Origin of the sequence: Rhodococcus sp. NPDC056960, assembly GCF_042674125.1 — a bacterium.
In the GTDB taxonomy this organism is placed as follows: domain Bacteria; phylum Actinomycetota; class Actinomycetes; order Mycobacteriales; family Mycobacteriaceae; genus Rhodococcus_F.
Genome location: NZ_JBHURF010000010.1, coordinates 287051 through 305862 on the forward strand (window position 1 = coordinate 287051; position 18812 = coordinate 305862).

Below are 18812 nucleotides of genomic sequence, written 5' to 3' on the forward strand. Positions count from 1 at the left end.
CCGCTACATTCTTCGAATACTGCTCGGCTTCTCCGCCGGCCTCACGCCAACTCCGCCGCCCAATCGGCGAAACTCTGCCAGCCCACCTCGGGGTAGAGCCGGCGCAGTTCTCCGATGTTCGCGTCGTATCCCGTGTCGGTGAGGAAGCGGAACATCGCGCGCATGTCCGGCGATGCGATTGCGTCCGCGTCGGACGAATAGGCATGTACCTGTGTGCCCAGCACCTCACCGAGCACCTCGGCCATTCGACGCGGCGTCGGATCATCCGATGCCAGGTCGATTCTCGTCCCGGCGAATCGGTCCGGATCGTCGAACACGAGGGCAACGAACCGACCGAGGTCTCGGCGCGACAACTGCTGCAACGGGGTATCGACAGGCAGAGGCAGATCGAGTCGGCCTCGGCGGATGCCGTCGAGGCCGCCGAGCAGGTTGTCGTAGAAGTACGTCGGACCGACGATCGTGTACGAGACCGATGATTCTCGCAGCAACGCCTCGGTCGCGGCCTTCGTGTCGAAATGTGGGACCCCGGTGCTCTTGTCCGCATCGGCCACCGAAGAAAACACCACGTGGGGAACGCCGGAATCACTGAAGGCATCGACGAGCGCGGCACCCTGAGCGATCTCCGCCTCCGGGCCCTCTTCGAAAGGCGTTGTCATGGCGAACACGCCCGCACACCCGTCGACTGCAGACGCGACCGCCGCCCGATCGGTGATGTCGGCAACGGCGATGTCGACGCCTCGCAGGCGCAACGCCTCTGTACGAGAAGAGCTTCGGCGGACGAGTGCTCGGACCTCACGTCCTCGTTCGAGCAGAGCGTCGACGACCGCGCCTCCTTGACCACCCGTCGCTCCGACGACTGCATACGGCTCACTCATGGCACAGAACCTCTCCTTCTCGACCGCGACAGCGTACTCGCAGCATCCCTCCGCCCCTCGGACTACTCTCCGGTCCACGTTCCGTGGCTCTCCACGCTGAACCTGCGGCCGCCTGCTACCCGGGGATCGTCGGCACCACCTTAGTTTGCCCTCGCCAGATGCCCACGGGTACGTACGGTGATCCGGTGACCGAATCCGCTCGCCGACTCGATGTCGTCTTCGCGCCCGGGTCCGTCGCGCACAGGGGAACCGCCGCGGAACTCCTGGGCCGGGCGCTGGATGCGCGCGACCTCACCGGCGACGTGACGTTCGCCGCGGACACCGCAGATCTGCAGCGCGCCGTGCAGTCGGCGGCGACGCGAGGCGAGATCATCGTCGTGCCCGGCGCCAGAGCAGCGTTCGCCGCGCCGGCGGGCGGGGCGGTGCGGGTCGATTTCGGGGACTGCGAGCCCGACCGCACGGACGGCGTCCGGGCGCACATCCGGGGGCGGGGACTCGACGGGCTCCGCTACGCGGTCGACAGCTGGTACCACCACCGCTTCCACCCCGGGAGGATCGTCCGCTACGGCGACCACCCCGATCAGCGCGCCGAGCTGCGGATCCCGGGCGGCACCGGACCGTTTCCCGTCGCCGTGCTGGTGCACGGCGGATATTGGCGGCCCCGCTGGGAATGCGATCTGATGGACGGCCTCGCTGTCGACCTCACGGCCCGCGGGTACGCGACGTGGAATGTCGAGTACCGGCGACCCACAGAGAACCGCTGGGCCGCAATGACATCGGATGTCGCCGACGTCGTGCAGGCGGTCGGCGCCGTTCCGGAGGCGGACCCGGACCGCGTCGTGATCCTCGGCCACTCGGCGGGTGGACAGCTCGCGCTGCGCGCCGCCGCCGACGCGGTCGCCGACCGGGCGGCGGTGCGTCCGGCCTTGGCCGTCAGCCTCGCCGGGGTCCTGAACCTGCGGCTCGCCGACGAACGCCGGCTCGGCGAGGGAGCGGTCGCGAACGCCGTCGGCGGCCACTGGTCCGACGACCGGTCGACGTACGAGCGGTCGTCACCGTTCGCACGACTGCCGCTCGGCGTCCCGCAACTGGTGGTGTGCGGCGTGGACGACGAACCCGATCTGCTGGAGATGAGCAGGCAGTACCACGAGGCCGCCGCGGCGACGCCCGACGACGTCGCCGCGCTCGAGGGGCCCGGCGACCACTTCGCCGTCATCGATCCGGGCAGCGACCTCTGGCGAAGCGTCGCCGAGGCGATCGACGCCCGGCTCAGACCTCCGACAGCGTCGACTCCGCCGACCGCAGGCCGGAGCCCACGCGACCCCGCACGAGATCCGCGCAGCGCTCCGCCATCGTCATCACCGTGATGTTCGGGTTCACGTGCGGCAGCTTCGGCATCGCGGATGCGTCGACGACGCGCAGTCCCCGCACACCCTTGACCCGCAGTTCCGGGTCGAGCACCGCCATCGGGTCGTCGACGCGGCCCATCCGGGCCGTGCCCGCCGGGTGGTAGACCGTGTTGTGGGTCTTGTGGATGTAGTCGAGGATGTCGGCGTCGGTGACCGCGTCGGGTCCGGGCGCCAGTTCGCGGGCGATCCACCCGCGGAGCGCCTTCTGTTCGGCGATGGTGCGGGCCAGCTTCACACCGGCCAGCATCACCCGGTCGTCGTGGCCGTCGCTGTCGGTGAAGTACCGGGGGTCGACCTTGGCGCGGTCGCGGAAATCGCGGGACCGCAGCCGGACCGTTCCCCGGGACCTCCCCTGGGTCACGTTGGGCGTGAGGCAGAATCCGTTGTCGGTGGTCGGGTAGCCCCACCGCAGCGTGTTCATGTCGAACGGGACGCTGCCGTAGTGCATCATCAGGTCCGGATGATTCAGCCCCTGCTGCGTGGTCGCGAACAGGCCGATCTCCCACCACTGCGTCGACTCGGTGACCATCGGCCGGGACGCCTCCCAGAAGACGAGACCCTCCACGTGATCGTCGAGGTTCGCGCCGACCCCCGGTGAGTCGACGCGGACGGGGATACCGAACTCGGCGAGATGGGCCGCGGGCCCGATTCCGGACAGCATCAGCAACTTCGGGGTGTCGATGGCGCCCGCCGTGACGATCACTTCGCGCCGGGCCGACACCGTGTCGTAGCCGGTGAGGTCGGGACGCTGGTACCGGACGCCGGTCGCCGTCTGCTGTTCGTCGAACAGGATCTCACTGACCCAGCAGCCGGTCCGGACCTCCAGGTTGGGCCGGGACCCGAGGATCGGGTGCAGGTAGGCGTGCGACGACGACATCCGGGTGCCGTCCTCGGACGCGTTGATCTGGAACCATCCGGCGCCGTTGAGTACCGTTCCGCCGCGGTTGAACGCGACGGTCGGCAGTCCCACCGCGGCGGCGGCGTCGAGTACCGCGTGGCCGCAGGGGTCGTTCGGCGGGACGTCCCGCAGCCGCACCGGTCCGCTGCGTCCGTGGCCGTCGCCGGGGGCGTCGTTGCTCTCCAGCCGGCTGACGTACGGAAGGATGTCGCGCGCACCCCATCCGGCCGCGCCCATCGCCTCCCAGTCGTCGAGTGCCTCGGCCGGCGGCCAGAACGCGATACACGAGTTGTGGGACGAACAGCCGCCGAGGACCTTGGCCCGGGCGTGCCGCATGAAGCTGTTGCCCTTCTCCTGCGGCTCGACGGGGTAGTCCCAGTCGTACCCGGAGTCGAGCAGGTGCATCCACTGCGACAGTTCGAGTATCGCCCGGTCCCCGACGTCGGACGGTCCCGCCTCGAGCAGGCACACCGTCACCGACGGGTCTTCGCTGAGGCGCGCCGCGAGAGCGCATCCCGCGCTGCCACCGCCCGCGATGACGTAGTCGAATTCTCCTGCAGTGCTCTGCGATCCGCGGTCGGTCATCGGGCGAGCTCCTTGTCGTTCGGTTCGGTTTCCGGCGCGGGTGTCGCCACCGCCGCGCTGTGGGACGTCAACGTGCCGATGTGGTGGCGGCCGGTGGTGAGGTACCACAGCAGTCCGGACCCGAGGATGACGCCGATGTACACGAAGGCGCCCCACGTGTTGTACCAGGGTTCGCCGTAGACGGCCTCGCGCGGCCAGGCCAGGTTCACGGCCATCCCGATTCCCCACACGAGCGCGACGATGTTGACGGGCAATCCCCACCTGCCCATCGTGAAGTAGCCGCCCTCCTTCAGGTCCCGCGGCGGCCACTCACCCCGCAGCCGCTTCTTCAGCATCGGCCCGGTGACCATGAGATAGGCCAGGTAGATCATGATGATCGCGATCGAGGTGAGCACGGTGAAGATGTGCGGTTGGCCGATGTTGACCACCAGGATCAGCGCGGCCACCACTCCGATCGTCACGGCGGGCACGACGGGTGTCCGGGTTCTCGGGTGGACGCGGGCGAGGCGCTCACCGAACGGGAGTGCGTTGTCGCGGGCCATGGCGAACGTCAGCCGGATGGCGGCGGTGTGCACCGCGAGCGAGCACACGGTCACCGCGATCACGATGCACACCAGGAAGATCGTGCCCAGCGGGCCCCACATCACCTGTTCGACGATGTATTGCAGGCTGCCGTCCGACGCCCCGATCTTCGGATCGTCCAGGTCGGGTGCCGCCATCACGGCGAACACGAGGATCGCGCCGCCGATCACGAACGAGGCGAGGATCGCACGGAAGATCGCCTTGGGGGCGGTGCGACGGGGTTCCACCGTCTCCTCCCCCAGCGAACTCGCGGTGTCGAACCCGTACATCACGTAGCCCGACGCGAGCGTCGCCACCAGGAACGCACCGAGATATCCACCGCTCTCGCCGGCACCGTACCCGTGGGTGGAGAAGAACACCTGCGGGCCGCGGGTGGCGTTGGCGGCGAGGATGATCGCGATCAGGACCGCCGCGATGATCTCGATGAACACACCGGCGCTGTTGATCATCGCCATGAGTCGGACGCCGAGTGCGTTGACGACGGTGGTGAAGGCGATCATCACGGTCCCGAGAATGACGGCGTTGGTGGCGAAGTCGTGTTCTCCGGTGCCGTCACCGACGATTTGGAAGCCGCTCCACAGCCGCGGCAGGTTGAGCTGCAGCGCCAGCACGACGGCGGACAGGGTGACGATCGACGCGGTGAGCATCAGCCAGCCGGCGGACCATCCCACCACTCTGCTGCCGAGTGTCTTGGCCCAGTTGTAGACCGATCCGGCGATCGGGTACTTGGCGGCCAATTCCATGAAGCACAGCGCCACGGCCAGCTGGCCGACGAACACCAGCGGCCACGACCACAGGTACGCGGGACCCGCGGTGCCGAATCCGAAGTAGAACAACTGGAACGTGCCGGTCAGGATGGAGATGTAGCTGACGCCCGCGGCGAAGCTCGCGAACTTGCCGATGCTGCGATCGAGGGACTCCTTGTAGCCGAAATCCTCGAGTCCACTGTCGTGATCACCGGTTGTCTTGTCGGTACTGGTCATTCGATCACTTCCTGAGAAGTTGAGTAGGCCTGTCAGGGTGCGGTGAACCAACCCGCGAGAGGTGAGGTCGTGTTGTTCCAGATGTGTTTGACTTCCTGGTATTCCGAGAGCCCGGCGGGTCCGAGTTCGCGCCCGTTGCCGGACTTCTTGAATCCGCCCCATTCCGCCGCAGCCGTGTAGTAGCCGAAGTCGTTGAGCCACACGGTCCCGTGGCGCAGGCGGCGCACCACCCGCTCACCGCGGGCGGCGTCGGACGTGCGGACTCCGGCGGCGAGACCGTACTCGGTGTCGTTGCCGAGCCGGACCGCGTCCGCCTCGGTGGTGAATCTCTCGACCGTGAGAATGGGCCCGAACGTTTCCTCCTGCACGATGCGCATCGAGCGGTCGCAGTGGTCGAAGATGGTGGGCAGGTAGTAGCTGCCGCCGTCGAGCGCGGGATCGGCGGGCCGGGAACCCCCCGTCCGGAGCGTCGCCCCTTCGGAGATGCCCAGCGCCACATAGGCTTCGATCTTGTCCCGCTGCGCCGCCGACACGAGCGGTCCGGTCTCGCTGCCGGGGTCGAGCCCCGGGCCGACACGGATGGCCTCGGCGCGCGCGACGAGAGCGGAGACGAAGTCGTCGGCGATCGACTCCTCGACGATCAGCCGCGTCCCGGCCGAGCACACCTGCCCCGAATGCAGGAAGACGCCGGTCAGCACCTGGTCGACCGACGACGCCCACTCGGCGTCCGCGAACACGATGTGCGGGTTCTTCCCGCCGAGTTCCACGGCGACCTTCGTGACGTGCTTGGCCGCGGTCTCCAGGATGGTGGTGCCGGTCGCGAGTCCACCGGTGAACGAGATGAAGTCGACGTCGCCGGTGTCGGTCAGTGCGGGGCCGAGGTCGGCGCCGCATCCCTGCACCAGGTTGACGACGCCCGCGGGCACACCCGCCTCCTCGATGAGTCGCGCGAACGCGATTGTGCTCAGCGGTGTGACTTCACTGGGCTTGAGCACCATCGTGCATCCGGCGGCCAGGGCGGGTCCCACCTTCCAGGAGATCTGGAGCAGCGGATAGTTCCACGGTGCGATGAGGACGCACACCCCGATCGGTTCGCGAACCACCCGGGAGACGACGGCGGGGTCACCCACGTCGACCACCCGGTCACCGGAGACGAGGGCCAGCCGGGCGTAGTACCGGAAGACCGACACGACGTCGTCGATGTCGATTCGGCTCTCCACCAGCGTCTTCCCGGTGTCCAGCGTCTCGATACGCGCCAGTTCCTCCTTGTCGCGCTCGAGGAGATCCGCGATCCGCGACAGCAGCGACGACCGCGTGGCGACCGGCGTCTCCGGCCAGACCCCGGCGTCGAAGGTCGCGCGGGCGGCGGCCACGGCGCGCCGGGCGTCGTCGGGCGACGCCTCGTCGACGGTCGCGATCACGTTCCCGGTCGCCGGATCGATGCAGTCGCGGGTGCGCCCCGACGTCGCCGCGACCCACTCTCCCGCGATGAAATTCACCGTCCCGAACAATCTCTGCACGTCGAGATCCGCCGATAGCGCCGTCGTCTTCATACTGTGTCCGAAACCCTCTCGTGTGCAGACTTTTTCGATGAACCGACGATGAGCGGATCCCGGGAGACGTCCCGGTACAGCGAGAAGCACAATCCGATCATCACCAGGAGGAACGGTGCGGCGGCGATGATCGTCATCGTCTGCAGCCCCTGCAGGGCGTCCGAGCCTCCGGTCCAGAGGATGAGGGCCGCGGTGCCGCCGGTGAGGGTTCCCCAGAAGATGACGACCCAGGTGCTCGGCTCCCGCGCACCTCGTTGCGACAGGGTGCCCATCACCAGCGAGGCCGCGTCGGCACCGGACACGAAGAAGATTGCGACCAGCACCATCACCAGCACGGTGGCGAACCCCGTCCACGGCAGATGGTCGAGCATTCCGAACAGCTGGCCCTCGGTCGAGGACTTCGACGCCAGGTCGATACCGTCCTGCTGCAGTCCGACGCCGGCACCGCCGAACACCGCGAACCACACCAGGCTGACGGAGGTGGGGATGACGATCACGCCGACGACGAACTGCCGGATCGTCCGGCCGCGGCTGATCCGGGCGAGGAACATTCCGACGAAGGGAGTCCACGACACCCACCACGCCCAGTAGAAGATCGTCCACGACGACAGCCACGACGCGGTGTCGTCGCCGGCACTCGCGGCGGTCCGCCCCGACATGGTGGCGAGCTGCGCCGCATAGTCGGCGATCGCGGTCGGGAGCAGGTTGAGGATGAGCACGGTCGGGCCGAGGACGAACACGAAGAGCGCGAGGGCCACCGCCAGCACCATGTTAATGTTGGACAGCCAGTGGATTCCGCGAGCCACCCCCGAGACCGCCGAACCGACGAATGCGAAGGTCAGCAGTCCGACGAGCGCGACGAGCGCGAACGTGCCGACGTGCCCCATCCAGCCGATGATCTCGAGACCGGAGCCGATCTGCAGTGCGCCGAGTCCGAGCGACGCGGCGGTGCCGAACATCGTCGCGATGATGGCGAGGACGTCGATGACCTTCCCCGCGACCCCTTCCGAGTGGCGCCCGAGGAGGGGGAAGAACGCGGCGCTGATGAGTTGCTTGCGGCCGCGACGGTAGGAGCCGTAGGCGATGGACAACCCGACGACCGCGTAGATCGCCCACGGGTGCAGTCCCCAGTGGAACATCGTCGTGGCCATCGCCGACCCGACGGAGCCGTCCGTTCCCGGCGGCGGGCTCACCAGGTGGGCGAGGGGTTCGGCGACGCCGTAGAACATCAGTCCGATGCCCATGCCGGCGCTGAACATCATCGCGATCCAGCTGACCGTGCGGAACTCCGGCTTCTCGCCGTCGCGGCCGAGCGGAATCTTCCCGTACCGGGAGAACGCGAGAAACAGCGAGAAGACGACGAACGCCGACGACGCGGCGATGAACAGCCAGCCCATGTCGGCCACCAGCCAGTCCAGCGCGGCGGTCGACACCACCGACAGGTTCTCCGGCGCCAGCAGTCCCCACAGGATCAGTCCGACACCGAGCGCCGCGGCCGTGCCGAACACCACCTTGTCAACGCTCCCCCGCCCCTCACCGGCGGAGGACGCCGTGTGCTTCGGCTCCGATTCCGGCGCCTGCACCCGGGGCGGATCGGTCACCCTGGGTTGTTCGCCGGCGTACGTCATCGGTGGTCCCCGCTCAGCCGGTCGAGTAACCAGTCGTGGAATTCGCCGATGTGGTGTTCCGCGGGCACCAGCACACCCCCGTTCCGGTAGGCCTTCGACGCCATCGTGGGCTGCGTCCGCTCGCAGGCGTCGAAATCCTGCTGGTTGACCCGGTGGAACAACTCCACCGATCGGGAGACGTCGCGCCCCGACGCGGTGACCTCCGGGGAGTACAGCCAGTCGCATTCGACGATGGTGCGATCCGCGGACACGGGGTACATGCGGTGGAAGATGACGTGGTCGGGGACGAGGTTGACGAACACCTGCGGCCGAATCGTAATGGCGTAGTACTTGCGGTCCTGCTCGGGGCTGATGCCGGACAACGCCTCGAATCCGCCTCTTCCGTCGACGGTGAATCCCTCGACGTCGTCACCGAAGGCGGCGCCGTGTCCCACGAAGTACTGGGCGGCGAGGCCGTCGGCGAACTCCGGAAGCACCTCGGTGAGTTCGGGGTGGATGGTCGCGCAGTGGTAGCACTCCATGAAGTTCTCGATGATCAGCTTCCAGTTGGCCGCGACGTCGTAGACGATCCTGCGGCCGAGTTCCAGGCTGCCGATCTGGTAACGATCGATGGCGCCCGGATCGCCGAGGCGTTCGGTCACGGCCCCGATGACGTCGTCCTCGAACGACGGCGGATCGTCGGCCAGGCACACCCAGGCGTAGCCGAGCCACTCCCGGATCGCGACCGGGATCAGTCCGTACCGGACCCTGTCGATGTCGGCACCGGTCTCGTCCCGCAGCGCCGCCATGTTGGGGGCGGCGACGAGTTTGCCGTCGAGTCCGTACGTCCACGCGTGGTAGGGGCACTGCAGGTTCCTGCGGATCTGCCCGTCGTCCTCGGTACACAGCATGGCGCCGCGGTGCCGGCAGATGTTGAGGAACGCGCGCAGTTCCCCGTCTCGGCCGCGGACGAGGAGAACACTCTCCCGGCCGACCGTGATCTTCTTGAAGGCTCCGGGATCGGCGAGGTCGGCGGCGCGGACCGCGCAGAACCACATCGCCTCGAAGAGGTTCTCCTGTTCGTCCGTGAAGATGTCGGCGTCGGTGTAGTACCGGCCGCCCAGGGTGGGGATCAGGGCAGGGGCGGGAGCGGGGGCTTGAACGTCCGGAGCGGACATAGATGTCACCGTTACTTTCGTTGCCGGGAAAGTTGCGTTCGGTCGGGCTGTGACCTGAGGTGTGTGTGCGAATGGGCGCAGATCGCAGTAGGCGTCGGTGCCGAGCGAGACGACATGCGGGCCCGATCCTCGGTGATCGGTCGAACAACGGACGGCTGTCGGCCGAACCACCGCGGGGTCAGCATTGTTGCGTCTTCAGCAACGCTATGCGATTTACACAACTTAGACCGTCGCCGTAGACGTGTCAAACATCACATTCGGCACATCTTTCGCGGACGCGACACAGCCGAAACACCGCGTTAACCGCGGCAGGCCGGAACCCGGACAAACGGGACTATCCGTTCGTCCTGGCTTGAGGGAGAGGCACTTCCGGGCGCTCAGCTACCTTCGCCGGCGGACTGCTTCGCTTCGATCCGCATCACCGCGTCGGCGAGTTCGAGTGCCACCGCCTCGAATCGTTCGCGTTCGAGCCGGTACTCCGGCCCGGACACGCAGATCGAGGCGACGATCCGTTTGGTGACCTGACTGCGCACCGGCACCGCGATGGAGTGGAGGCCCGCTTCGAGTTCCTCGGCGGTGGACGCCCACCCGCGCGACCGCACGCGCTCGAGTTCCACGTCGAACGCCCGGAAATCGGTGATCGTATTGGCGGTGAGCGCCTCGAGACGCGGACCCAGCCGGCTCCGAAGCTGCCCGGACGTCATCTCCGAGACCAGGACCTTGCCGGTCGCGGTCGCGTGCGCCGGGCTGACCTGCCCCACCCACGTACGCAACGCCACGTGCCGATCGCTGCGTGCCTCGAGCACGTTGATGGTCGCCGCGCCGTCCAGCACGGCCAGATTGACCGTCTCACCGAAGGCGTCGGCCAGCCTGTCGCACTCCGGCTGCGCGACCTCGACCAGCCCGCTCTGCGCCACCTTGGCCTCGGCCAGCCGGACGACCGCGAATCCGAGCTGGTATTTGCCGCGGATGCCGGTCTCTTCCACGAATCCGCGTTGCTGCAGCGATGCGATCAGACGGGAGACGGTGGACTTGTGCACGCCGAGCCGCACGGCGATCTCCGAGGCGCCGACCTTGCCTTCGGCGGCAACGATCTCGAGCACGTCGATGGCCCGTTCCACCGCGTGCACGGTCTTCGCCTTCCCCTCGCCGCCCTGCGTCGCAGGCGCCGTCGCCTCGGATTCACTCATGCCCCGAGGTTATGCCCACGGACTTCCGCCACGCAGTTTTTACACGCGAGTGCTTGACATCACAGGGCGGCACCCGCGAGCATTATGTTGCACAGCTTGCAAGTCGTCGCGCATAGCGCAACAACCGCTCCACAACTTGTCCTTCCTCCCCGACGCTTTCGGAGGTATCGAGTGATTCTCGATAACGATTCCCCAGTTGTGACCCACCCCGGCGCCACAGCCTTCCCCGTGTGCGAACTCGTGACCCTGCCCGTGGGCGACGTCGTCACGGTGACCCCGCCGGGCCGGGCTCCGATCTCCGTCTTCCACACCTCCGACGGTCTGTATGCCATCGACGACACGTGCACCCACCAGGACGCGTCACTCGCCGACGGCTGGGTCGAAGGCTGCACCGTCGAGTGCCCCCTCCACGAAGCGTGCTTCGACCTCCGCACCGGAGTGCCGTCCGGTCCGCCGGCCAAGATCGCCGTCCGCACGCACGACGTGTCGATCGTCGACGGCACCGTGCTGGTTCACCTCGAACAGAAGGACGACATGCGATGACTACTGTTCCGAATTCCGTTGTAGTACTGGGCGCTTCGCTCGCCGGACTGTCGGCGGTGCGCGCGCTTCGCGAGAAGGGATACGCGGGCCGCCTCGTCGTGGCCGGGAGCGAGCAGTCCCTGCCCTACGACCGGCCGCCGCTGTCGAAGGAATTCCTCACCGGCGAGGTGACCGACGAGGACCTGCTGCTCATGAACAGCGACGACGACACCCTCGACGTCGAGTGGCGCATGAACAGCACGGCGACCGGCCTGGTTCGCGCACCCGACGGGAGCCACCGCGTCACCTTCGACGACGGATCCCACCTCGACGCCGACGCCGTGATCGCCGCGACCGGGGCGCGTGCGCGGACCCTCCCCGGACACTCCGGCCTGACCGGGGTGCACACCCTCCGATCGGTCGACGACGCACGCGCACTGCGGGATTCACTCGCGACGGCGCGGAACCTGGTGATCGTCGGGGCCGGTTTCATCGGAGCGGAGGTGGCGTCCAGCGCCGCCGGGATGAGCCTGGCCGTCACCGTCGTCGAGGCGTCGCCGACCCCGCTGGCAGGCCCCCTCGGCACCGAACTCGGCGCCATCTGCGCCGGACAGCACGCCGCGCACGGCGTCCGGCTCCTCACCGGCGCGGTCGTCGACGCCCTGCTGGGCGACGGCGCCGTCGAAGCCGTCCGGCTCGGCGACGGCACGGTCCTGCCCGCGGACGTCGTGGTGATCGGGATCGGGGCCGTCCCCAACGTGGAATGGGCCTGCGATTCGGACCTGCTGATCGACGACGGCTTCCTCACCGACTCGTCGTGCCGTACGAACGTCCCCGGCGTCTACGCGATTGGCGACTGCGCACGATCGTTCGACCACGCCCACGCGGTGCACCACCGGAGCGAACACTGGAGCAACGCCGTCGCGCAGGCCGCGACCGTTGCGGACACCATCATGGCGACACCGTCCGGGCCCGCCGCGATCCCGTACTTCTGGTCGCACCAGTACGGCAAGATGCTGCAGTTCGCCGGTACGAGGAACAGCACCGACGAGGTGCGGTTCGTCGACGGGGATCCCGGAACCGGCTCGTTCGTGGCCACCTACGACCGGGACGGCGACACCGTCGGAGTCTTCGCGATGAACAATCCCCGCCTGTTCACCCGGTACAAGAAGCAACTCGCCAGGTCGCGGGTCTGATGCCGGCGCTAGGTGGCGGCATAGCCCAATCGGCTGCTGATCTGCCGGGACGTGTCGAGTGCGGCGCGGGCGACGTCTGCGAACCGTTCCGGCAGCAGCCGGTACGCCGGCCCGGACACACTCAGCGCCGCAATCATTTTCGACGTGTAATCGCGGACCGGAACGGCGATCGCGTTCAACCCCAGTTCGAGTTCTTCCTCGGATTCGGCCCAGCCCCGTTCGCGAATGGTGTTCACCGACTCCACGAGCGCCTGCACATCGGTGAGAGTTCTGGACGTGAGCGCGATCGGAGTTTCTCCCAGTCGCTCGGCAATGTCGCTGTCGGACAATTCCGTGAGCAACAATTTGCCACTCGCCGTCGCGTGCGCCGGACTGCTCTGCCCCACCCAGGTACTGGTACCGACACCGGACGGACCGTCTGCCTTGACGATGCTCACCGAGCGATTGCCGTCGAGTATCGACACATTCACGCTCTCACCGACGGAGTGCGCGAGTTCGGCGCACAATTCCTGACTCTGCCGCACCAGATCGCCGTCCGGCGACGCGGTGCGGGCGAGACGGACGATCGAATTGCCGAGCTGGAATTTTCCCCGGTTCTTCAATTGCGCAACGTAGCCTCGCGAATCCAGCACGGCGACGAGACGCGACGCAGTCGACTTGTGAACTCCCAATTCGTCCGCGATTTCCGTGACGCCGGCGGTACCGAGTCTCGCCAGGATTTCGAGGACGGCCAGAGCGCGGTCCACTGACTGCACAGCCCCGGTCGGCCGGCTCCGATCCCCATTCGAATTATCGTCCAATTCAGTCATCGCGACTATCAGGATAGGCGACACCACCGTGCGACGGTTACCTCCCTCCACCACCACTCCGGCGCCATCTCACGACACCGCACCGCTCAATTCCGCTGAACTCCGCGGAACAGTTGTCGTTTCCCCCATCCGATCACTCTGGAATTACCTGCAATTCGGAGTCGACCCGTTATCGGACACATACCCACTGTATTGATATATCAATTGCCGATGACGGCCCGAATTCCATTCCCGCACATTTCGCGATTCGCAGATCTTTCCGATACAGCACCCGTACTTCGCCGCACACCGGCACCCACCCAACCAGGAGGACCATCATGGGGTCACCCCGCGTAGTGATCATCGGAGCCGGCATCGTCGGCGCGAATCTGGCCGACGAGCTCACCGCTCGCGGCTGGGATCGGATCACGGTTCTCGACCAGGGACCGTTGCCGCTCACCGGTGGCTCCACGTCGCACGCACCGGGCCTGGTGTTCCAGACCAATGCATCCAAGACGATGACCGAGTTCGCCCGGTACACGGTCGAGAAGTTCGTCGGACTCGACGTCGACGGGCAGTGGTGTTTCAACCAGCTCGGCGGACTCGAGGTAGCCACCACCGAAGAGCGCCTGGCCGATCTGCACCGCAAGCAGGGCTGGGCCACGTCCTGGGGCATCGAGGGCGCCGTCCTGGACCCGGCCGAGTGCGCGAAGCTGCACCCGCTGCTCGACGAGAAGCGGGTCCTCGGCGGCCTGTACGTCGAGACCGACGGCCTCGCCAAGGCGTCCCGGGTCGTCGTCGCGCTCGCCCGCCGCGCCGAGGCCCGCGGAGCGGTGTTCCAGGGCTCGACGAAGGTGATCGGCATCGAGCAGGCCGGCGGCAAGGTCACCGGCGTCGCCACCCCGGACGGGGTGATTCCCGCCGACATCGTCGTCTCCTGCGCCGGCTTCTGGGGTCCCGACGTCGGCGCGATGGTGGGCATGGACGTGCCGCTGCTCCCCCTGGCGCACCAGTACGCGAAGACCGCGCAGATTCCCGAACTCGTCGGCCGCAACACCGAACTCGCCGAGGCGGGATTCCCGATCCTGCGCCACCAGGACCAGGACCTGTACTTCCGTGAGCACGTCGACCGCCTCGGCATCGGCTCCTACGCGCACCGCCCGATGCCGGTGAACCTGCGCGACCTGGCCGAGAGCGGCGGCGACGTCTCCGACGCCGACATGCCGTCGATGCTCCCCTTCACCGACGACGACTTCGCCCCCTCCTGGGAGCAGAGCAAGCTGCTGCTGCCGTGCCTCGAATCCGCGGAACTCGAGCACGGTTTCAACGGGGTCTTCTCGTTCACCCCGGACGGCGGTCCGCTGATCGGGGAGTCCCCCGACGTCGCCGGATTCTGGATCGCCGAGGCCGTGTGGGTCACGCACTCCGCCGGCGTCGGCCGGGCCGTCGCGCAGTTGCTCGTCGACGGCCGCTCCGAGATCGAACTGCACGGCTGCGACGTGCACCGGTTCGAGGACGTCCAGATCGCACCCGACTACGTCAGCGAGACGTCGCAACAGAACTTCGTCGAGATCTACGACGTGCTGCACCCGTTGCAGCCCAAGGAGTCTCCCCGCGATCTGCGGGTGAGCCCGTTCCACGTCCGCCAGAAGGAGCTCGGTGCGGTGTTCCTCGAGAGCGCCGGCTGGGAGCGTCCGCACTGGTTCGAGGCCAACGCGCATCTGGTGCAGCAGCTTCCGGCCGAGTGGCAGCCGCCGGCCCGGGAAGCGTGGGCCGCGCAGTTCCACTCCCCGATCGCCGCGGCCGAAGCGTGGAAGACCCGCACGTCGGTGGCCCTGTACGACATGACCCCACTCAAGCGGCTCGAGATTTCCGGCCCGGGAGCGCTCGCGCTGCTCGAACGGCTGACGACCGGCAAGATGGACAAGTCCGTCGGGTCCGTCACCTACACCCTCGCCCTCGACGACGCTGGCGGCGTCCGCAGCGACCTCACCGTCACCCGGATGTCCGCCACCGTCTTCCAGGTGGGCGCCAACGGCAACCTCGACCTCGACTACTTCCGCCGCCAGGCCCCCGACGACGGCAGCGTGGCGGTCCGGGACATCACCGGCGGCACCTGCGGCATCGGGTTGTGGGGTCCGCGGGCCCGGGATCTGGTGCAGGCACTGAGCAGCGACGACTTCTCCAACGAGAACTTCAAGTACTTCCGGTCCAAGCAGGTCCGGATCGGCGGTGTGCCCGTCACCGCGATGCGCCTGTCCTACGTCGGCGAACTCGGCTGGGAGCTGTACACCTCCGCCGACAACGGTCTGCGCCTGTGGGACCTGCTGTGGGCGGAGGGGCAGAAGCACGAGATCATCGCCGCCGGCCGCGCCGCGTTCAACAGCCTGCGGATGGAGAAGGGCTACCGCTCCTGGGGCAGTGACATGACCACCGAGCACAACCCCTACGAGGCCGGTCTCGGCTTCGCCGTCCGGTTGCAGAAGGGCGACTTCCGCGGCCGCGACGCCCTCGACGGCATCTCCGACGAGACCGTCCAGCGGCGCCTCGCGTGCCTGATGATCGACGACCGGCAGTCGGTGGTCCTGGGCCACGAACCCGTCTTCGTCGACGGCGAACCCGCCGGATACGTCACCAGCGCCGCCTTCGGCCACACTGTCGGGGCCCCCATCGCCTACGCCTGGCTTCCCGCCACCGCGACCGTCGACACCACGGTGGAGATCGAGTACTTCGGGCGCCGCATCCCCGCCACCGTCGTCGCCGAACCACTCGTCGACCCCGAGATGAAGAAGATCCGGTCATGACCATTCGAGACGACACGATCGCCGGTTTCCTGGACTCGCTCGCCGCCCGGACCCCCGCGCCGGGCGGCGGCGCCACCGGCGCGCTGCACCTCGGCCAGGCGGCCGCGCTGGTCTCGATGGTCGCCCGGTACACCACCGGCACGAAGTACGCCGACCACGGTCTGCTCGTCGAACGCATCTGTGCCGGCGCGGATGCGTTCCGCGAGAAGGCCCTGCAATTCGCGGACGACGACATGGCTGCGTTCACGGCCGTGATCGACGCCTACCGGCTGCCTCGGGGCACGGACGACGAATCCGCCTCGCGTACAGCGGCGATCGCCTCCGCGCTCGCCGGTGCCGCCGCCGTTCCCGCCGAGGTGGTGGTCGCGGCAGGCGAGGTGGTCGCACTCGCCGACACCCTGCTCCCAGTGGCGAACCGCACCGTCGTCAGCGACGTCGCGGCCGCCGCCGAGGCTGCCCGCGCGGCCGCCACCACTGCCCGCGTCAACATCGAAGTGAACCTGCCCGGCATCACCGACGCAGACACCCGCCGAGCCCTCACCGAGTGCGTCGCCGGTGTCGACGCGATCCTCGAGCGCGCCGACTCCGTCACCACACGAGTACGAAAGCAGCTGAGTTCATGACCCGAAGCCTCGGCGGCGCCGAACTCGCCGCCTCCATCCGCAACGACGCCTCCGTCGCCGCCGCCGCCCTCACCGACCTCGGCGTCCGGCCCAGGTTGGCGGTGGTCCTCGCCACCGACGACGAATCGACCGCGTGGTACGTGCGGTCCATCGCGTCCGCCGCGAAGCGCACCGGAATCCTGTGCGACACCGTCGATCTCGGACCATCGGCGACGACCGAGCAGATCCACACCACACTCGTCGAACTCGGCCACGACCCCGACGTCCACGGAATCATCCTGCAGACGCCCCTGCCGGACGGCACCGACCTCGATGCGCTGCGCGAGGCGATCGATCCCGCCAAGGACATCGACGGCGCCAACCCGGTGAGCCTCGGACGCCTCGTCGCCCGCCTCCCGGCGTTCGCACCCGCGACCGCGCAGGCCGTGATCGCACTCCTCGACCACCACGGAATCCCCGTGCACGGCAGGACCGCCGCCGTCGTCGGACGGTCGACGGTCGTGGGAAGTCCCGCGGCACATCTGCTCGTGCAACGCAACGCGACGGTGACCGTCTGCCACCGGCACACCACCGACCTGGCCGCCGGCACCCGCGACGCCGAGATTCTCGTCGTCGCGGTCGGGATACCCGGTCTGATCGCGGCCGAGCACGTGGCCGAAGGCGCCGTCGTGATCGATGTCGGGACCACGGCCACCGACGACGGGCAGCTGCTCGGTGACGTCGACGCCGCCGCCGTCGACGGTCGGGCCGGCGCGCTGACCCCGGTTCCCGGCGGGGTGGGACCGGTCACCACCGCACTGTTGCTCAATCACACCGTCGACGCTGCCGCGACCCAGTACGCCCAGAGCCGATCGAACGCCCTCCTGACCGGGTCCCGCAGCAGCGGCTGACCCACGCTCCACCCCTTGACCCGCTCGTCCCGCCTGAAATAGCATGGGCCCATTCTGATATATCAGTTCGCTCGGACTGACACCTCAATAGGTCCGGCATCGAGGAGACCCACATGACCCAGACCTTCACCCTGACGCTCAGCTGCGCTCAGCGTCCCGGGATCGTTCACGCAGTCAGCTCCTTTCTCTTCGAGCAGAACTGCGATATCGCCGAGCATCAGCAATTCGACGACACCCTCAGCGACGCCTTCTTCCTCCGCACGTCGTTCGTGTCGGCCGAAGACGTCGACATCGAGCGCCTCACCGAGGAATTCCAGAGCGTCGCCACGAAGTTCGGCATGACGTTCACCGTCAACGGCACCGACCTGCCCCGCGTCATCGTGATGGTCTCCAAGATGGGCCACTGCCTCAACGACCTCATCTTCCGCTGGCGAGCGGGCAACCTCGGCGCCGAACTCGTCGCCGTCGTCTCCAACCACGAGGTCCTGCGACCGATGGCCGAGGCCGCCGGGCTGCCGTTCATCCACGTCCCCGTCACCCCGGCCACCAAGCCGCAGGCGGAGGCCCGGCTGCTCGAACTCGTCGAGGAGTTCGATGCGGATCTCGTGGTCCTCGCCCGGTACATGCAGGTGCTGTCGGACGACGCGTGCCGGGCGCTGCGCGGTCGGGCCATCAACATCCACCACTCGTTCCTGCCCGGGTTCAAGGGCGCCAAGCCCTACCACCAGGCATTCGATCGGGGCGTCAAGCAGGTGGGCGCCACCGCCCACTACGTCACCCCCGACCTGGACGAGGGCCCGATCATCGAGCAGGAAGTCATCCGCATCGACCACACCTTCGACCCGGCGCGACTCGCCACGGTCGGGCAGGACGCCGAGGCGCTCGCACTGTCCCGGGCCGTGCGCTGGCACTGCGAGAACCGGGTCCTGCTCCACGGTCACCGGACGGTCGTCTTCAGTTAGGCCCTCCGGGCCCGTGCGCCTTTCTGGTAGCTCCTGCTACCAGAAAGGCGCACGGGCGCGAAGCGCCTACAGCAGGTCGCGGATGGCTTGCTCGAAGCCGGTGACGTGGGCGAGGGTGAGGGCGGAGGCGGTGTCTCCGTCGCCGTCGACGATGGCCCGTAGCAGTT

15 protein-coding genes and 1 pseudogene are annotated in these 18812 nt (G+C 68.0%); 7 read left to right on the forward strand and 9 right to left on the reverse strand.

The genetic code is table 11. The features are described from left to right. Positions 1–41 precede the first annotated feature (41 nt). Positions 42–875 carry an NmrA/HSCARG family protein gene (locus ACFTWF_RS18385; RefSeq protein WP_378462619.1) on the reverse strand — a complete coding sequence of 278 codons (834 nt, stop codon included), beginning with the start codon at positions 873–875 and terminating at the stop codon, positions 42–44. 185 nt (positions 876–1060) lie between these two features. On the opposite strand from ACFTWF_RS18385, the gene ACFTWF_RS18390 reads away from it, so the two are divergent. Further along, positions 1061–2242 (forward strand): alpha/beta hydrolase family protein, encoded by a 1182-nt coding sequence (locus ACFTWF_RS18390; protein ID WP_378462620.1) that lies wholly within the window; start codon positions 1061–1063, stop codon positions 2240–2242. Here ACFTWF_RS18390 and ACFTWF_RS18395 read toward each other — a convergent pair. The 6 genes from ACFTWF_RS18395 to ACFTWF_RS18420 all read right to left on the reverse strand — a co-directional run bounded on the left by ACFTWF_RS18395 (position 2145) and on the right by ACFTWF_RS18420 (position 10860). Then, complete coding sequence (locus ACFTWF_RS18395) at positions 2145–3767, reverse strand: GMC family oxidoreductase (protein WP_378462621.1); 1623 nt, start codon at positions 3765–3767, stop codon at positions 2145–2147. The two genes, ACFTWF_RS18390 and ACFTWF_RS18395, sit on opposite strands and share 98 nt — an antisense overlap. Next, entirely contained in the window at positions 3764–5332 is a 1569-nt protein-coding gene (locus ACFTWF_RS18400; protein ID WP_378462622.1) for an APC family permease, read from the reverse strand. Before ACFTWF_RS18400 ends, ACFTWF_RS18395 begins: the two co-directional genes overlap by 4 nt. Positions 5333–5364: 32 nt before the next feature. Continuing rightward, positions 5365–6885, reverse strand: a complete 1521-nt coding sequence (locus ACFTWF_RS18405) for an aldehyde dehydrogenase family protein (protein ID WP_378462623.1) — start codon at positions 6883–6885, stop codon at positions 5365–5367. Then, positions 6882–8513 (reverse strand): BCCT family transporter, encoded by a 1632-nt coding sequence (locus ACFTWF_RS18410; protein WP_378462624.1) that lies wholly within the window; start codon positions 8511–8513, stop codon positions 6882–6884. The genes ACFTWF_RS18405 and ACFTWF_RS18410 overlap by 4 nt, the downstream gene beginning before the upstream one ends. Beyond that, positions 8510–9670 (reverse strand): aromatic ring-hydroxylating dioxygenase subunit alpha, encoded by a 1161-nt coding sequence (locus ACFTWF_RS18415; RefSeq protein WP_378462625.1) that lies wholly within the window; start codon positions 9668–9670, stop codon positions 8510–8512. The genes ACFTWF_RS18410 and ACFTWF_RS18415 overlap by 4 nt, the downstream gene beginning before the upstream one ends. Positions 9671–10047: 377 nt before the next feature. Next, positions 10048–10860 carry an IclR family transcriptional regulator gene (locus ACFTWF_RS18420; RefSeq protein WP_378462626.1) on the reverse strand — a complete coding sequence of 271 codons (813 nt, stop codon included), beginning with the start codon at positions 10858–10860 and terminating at the stop codon, positions 10048–10050. Positions 10861–11058: 198 nt separating this feature from the next. Here ACFTWF_RS18420 and ACFTWF_RS18425 point away from each other — a divergent pair, with 198 nt between their 5' ends. Together ACFTWF_RS18425 and ACFTWF_RS18430 are read left to right on the forward strand one after the other, a co-directional pair. Next, on the forward strand, positions 11059–11403 hold the full coding sequence (locus ACFTWF_RS18425) for a bifunctional 3-phenylpropionate/cinnamic acid dioxygenase ferredoxin subunit (protein ID WP_378462627.1): 345 nt from the start codon (positions 11059–11061) through the stop codon (positions 11401–11403). Next, positions 11400–12578 (forward strand): NAD(P)/FAD-dependent oxidoreductase, encoded by a 1179-nt coding sequence (locus tag ACFTWF_RS18430; protein WP_378462628.1) that lies wholly within the window; start codon positions 11400–11402, stop codon positions 12576–12578. Before ACFTWF_RS18425 ends, ACFTWF_RS18430 begins: the two co-directional genes overlap by 4 nt. An 8-nt stretch (positions 12579–12586) precedes the next feature. Here the strand turns inward: ACFTWF_RS18430 and ACFTWF_RS18435 are convergent, their stop codons facing one another. After that, entirely contained in the window at positions 12587–13387 is an 801-nt protein-coding gene (locus ACFTWF_RS18435; protein ID WP_378462629.1) for an IclR family transcriptional regulator, read from the reverse strand. Positions 13388–13704: 317 nt separating this feature from the next. Between ACFTWF_RS18435 and ACFTWF_RS18440 the strand changes: the two genes are divergently transcribed. From ACFTWF_RS18440 to purU, 4 genes are all read left to right on the forward strand, one after another. Further along, positions 13705–16170, forward strand: a complete 2466-nt coding sequence (locus tag ACFTWF_RS18440) for an FAD-dependent oxidoreductase (RefSeq protein ID WP_378462630.1) — start codon at positions 13705–13707, stop codon at positions 16168–16170. Next, the gene (locus tag ACFTWF_RS18445; RefSeq protein WP_185724999.1) at positions 16167–16793 is read left to right on the forward strand and encodes a cyclodeaminase/cyclohydrolase family protein; all 627 of its coding nucleotides are present in this window, start codon (positions 16167–16169) and stop codon (positions 16791–16793) included. Before ACFTWF_RS18440 ends, ACFTWF_RS18445 begins: the two co-directional genes overlap by 4 nt. After that, the gene (locus ACFTWF_RS18450; RefSeq protein ID WP_378462631.1) at positions 16790–17683 is read left to right on the forward strand and encodes a bifunctional 5,10-methylenetetrahydrofolate dehydrogenase/5,10-methenyltetrahydrofolate cyclohydrolase; all 894 of its coding nucleotides are present in this window, start codon (positions 16790–16792) and stop codon (positions 17681–17683) included. Before ACFTWF_RS18445 ends, ACFTWF_RS18450 begins: the two co-directional genes overlap by 4 nt. A 113-nt stretch (positions 17684–17796) precedes the next feature. Next, positions 17797–18645, forward strand: a complete 849-nt coding sequence (gene purU, locus ACFTWF_RS18455; RefSeq protein ID WP_378462632.1) for a formyltetrahydrofolate deformylase — start codon at positions 17797–17799, stop codon at positions 18643–18645. A 66-nt stretch (positions 18646–18711) separates the two neighbouring features. Here purU and ACFTWF_RS18460 read toward each other — a convergent pair. Beyond that, positions 18712–18812: pseudogene (locus tag ACFTWF_RS18460) on the reverse strand (GntR family transcriptional regulator); the annotation flags it as partial.

What these genes read in the sequence shown, in the direction of transcription:
- ACFTWF_RS18385 (WP_378462619.1), bottom strand. Translation starts at nt 875, where the DNA reads ATGAGTGAGCCGTATGCAGTCGTCGGAGCGACGGGTGGTCAAGGAGGC.
- ACFTWF_RS18395 (WP_378462621.1), bottom strand. Translation starts at nt 3,767, where the DNA reads ATGACCGACCGCGGATCGCAGAGCACTGCAGGAGAATTCGACTACGTC.
- ACFTWF_RS18400 (WP_378462622.1), bottom strand. Translation starts at nt 5,332, where the DNA reads ATGACCAGTACCGACAAGACAACCGGTGATCACGACAGTGGACTCGAG.
- ACFTWF_RS18405 (WP_378462623.1), bottom strand. Translation starts at nt 6,885, where the DNA reads ATGAAGACGACGGCGCTATCGGCGGATCTCGACGTGCAGAGATTGTTC.
- ACFTWF_RS18410 (WP_378462624.1), bottom strand. Translation starts at nt 8,513, where the DNA reads ATGACGTACGCCGGCGAACAACCCAGGGTGACCGATCCGCCCCGGGTG.
- ACFTWF_RS18415 (WP_378462625.1), bottom strand. Translation starts at nt 9,670, where the DNA reads ATGTCCGCTCCGGACGTTCAAGCCCCCGCTCCCGCCCCTGCCCTGATC.
- ACFTWF_RS18420 (WP_378462626.1), bottom strand. Translation starts at nt 10,860, where the DNA reads ATGAGTGAATCCGAGGCGACGGCGCCTGCGACGCAGGGCGGCGAGGGG.
- ACFTWF_RS18430 (WP_378462628.1), top strand. Translation starts at nt 11,400, where the DNA reads ATGACTACTGTTCCGAATTCCGTTGTAGTACTGGGCGCTTCGCTCGCC.
- ACFTWF_RS18435 (WP_378462629.1), bottom strand. Translation starts at nt 13,387, where the DNA reads ATGACTGAATTGGACGATAATTCGAATGGGGATCGGAGCCGGCCGACC.
- ACFTWF_RS18440 (WP_378462630.1), top strand. Translation starts at nt 13,705, where the DNA reads ATGGGGTCACCCCGCGTAGTGATCATCGGAGCCGGCATCGTCGGCGCG.
- ACFTWF_RS18445 (WP_185724999.1), top strand. Translation starts at nt 16,167, where the DNA reads ATGACCATTCGAGACGACACGATCGCCGGTTTCCTGGACTCGCTCGCC.
- ACFTWF_RS18450 (WP_378462631.1), top strand. Translation starts at nt 16,790, where the DNA reads ATGACCCGAAGCCTCGGCGGCGCCGAACTCGCCGCCTCCATCCGCAAC.
- purU (WP_378462632.1), top strand. Translation starts at nt 17,797, where the DNA reads ATGACCCAGACCTTCACCCTGACGCTCAGCTGCGCTCAGCGTCCCGGG.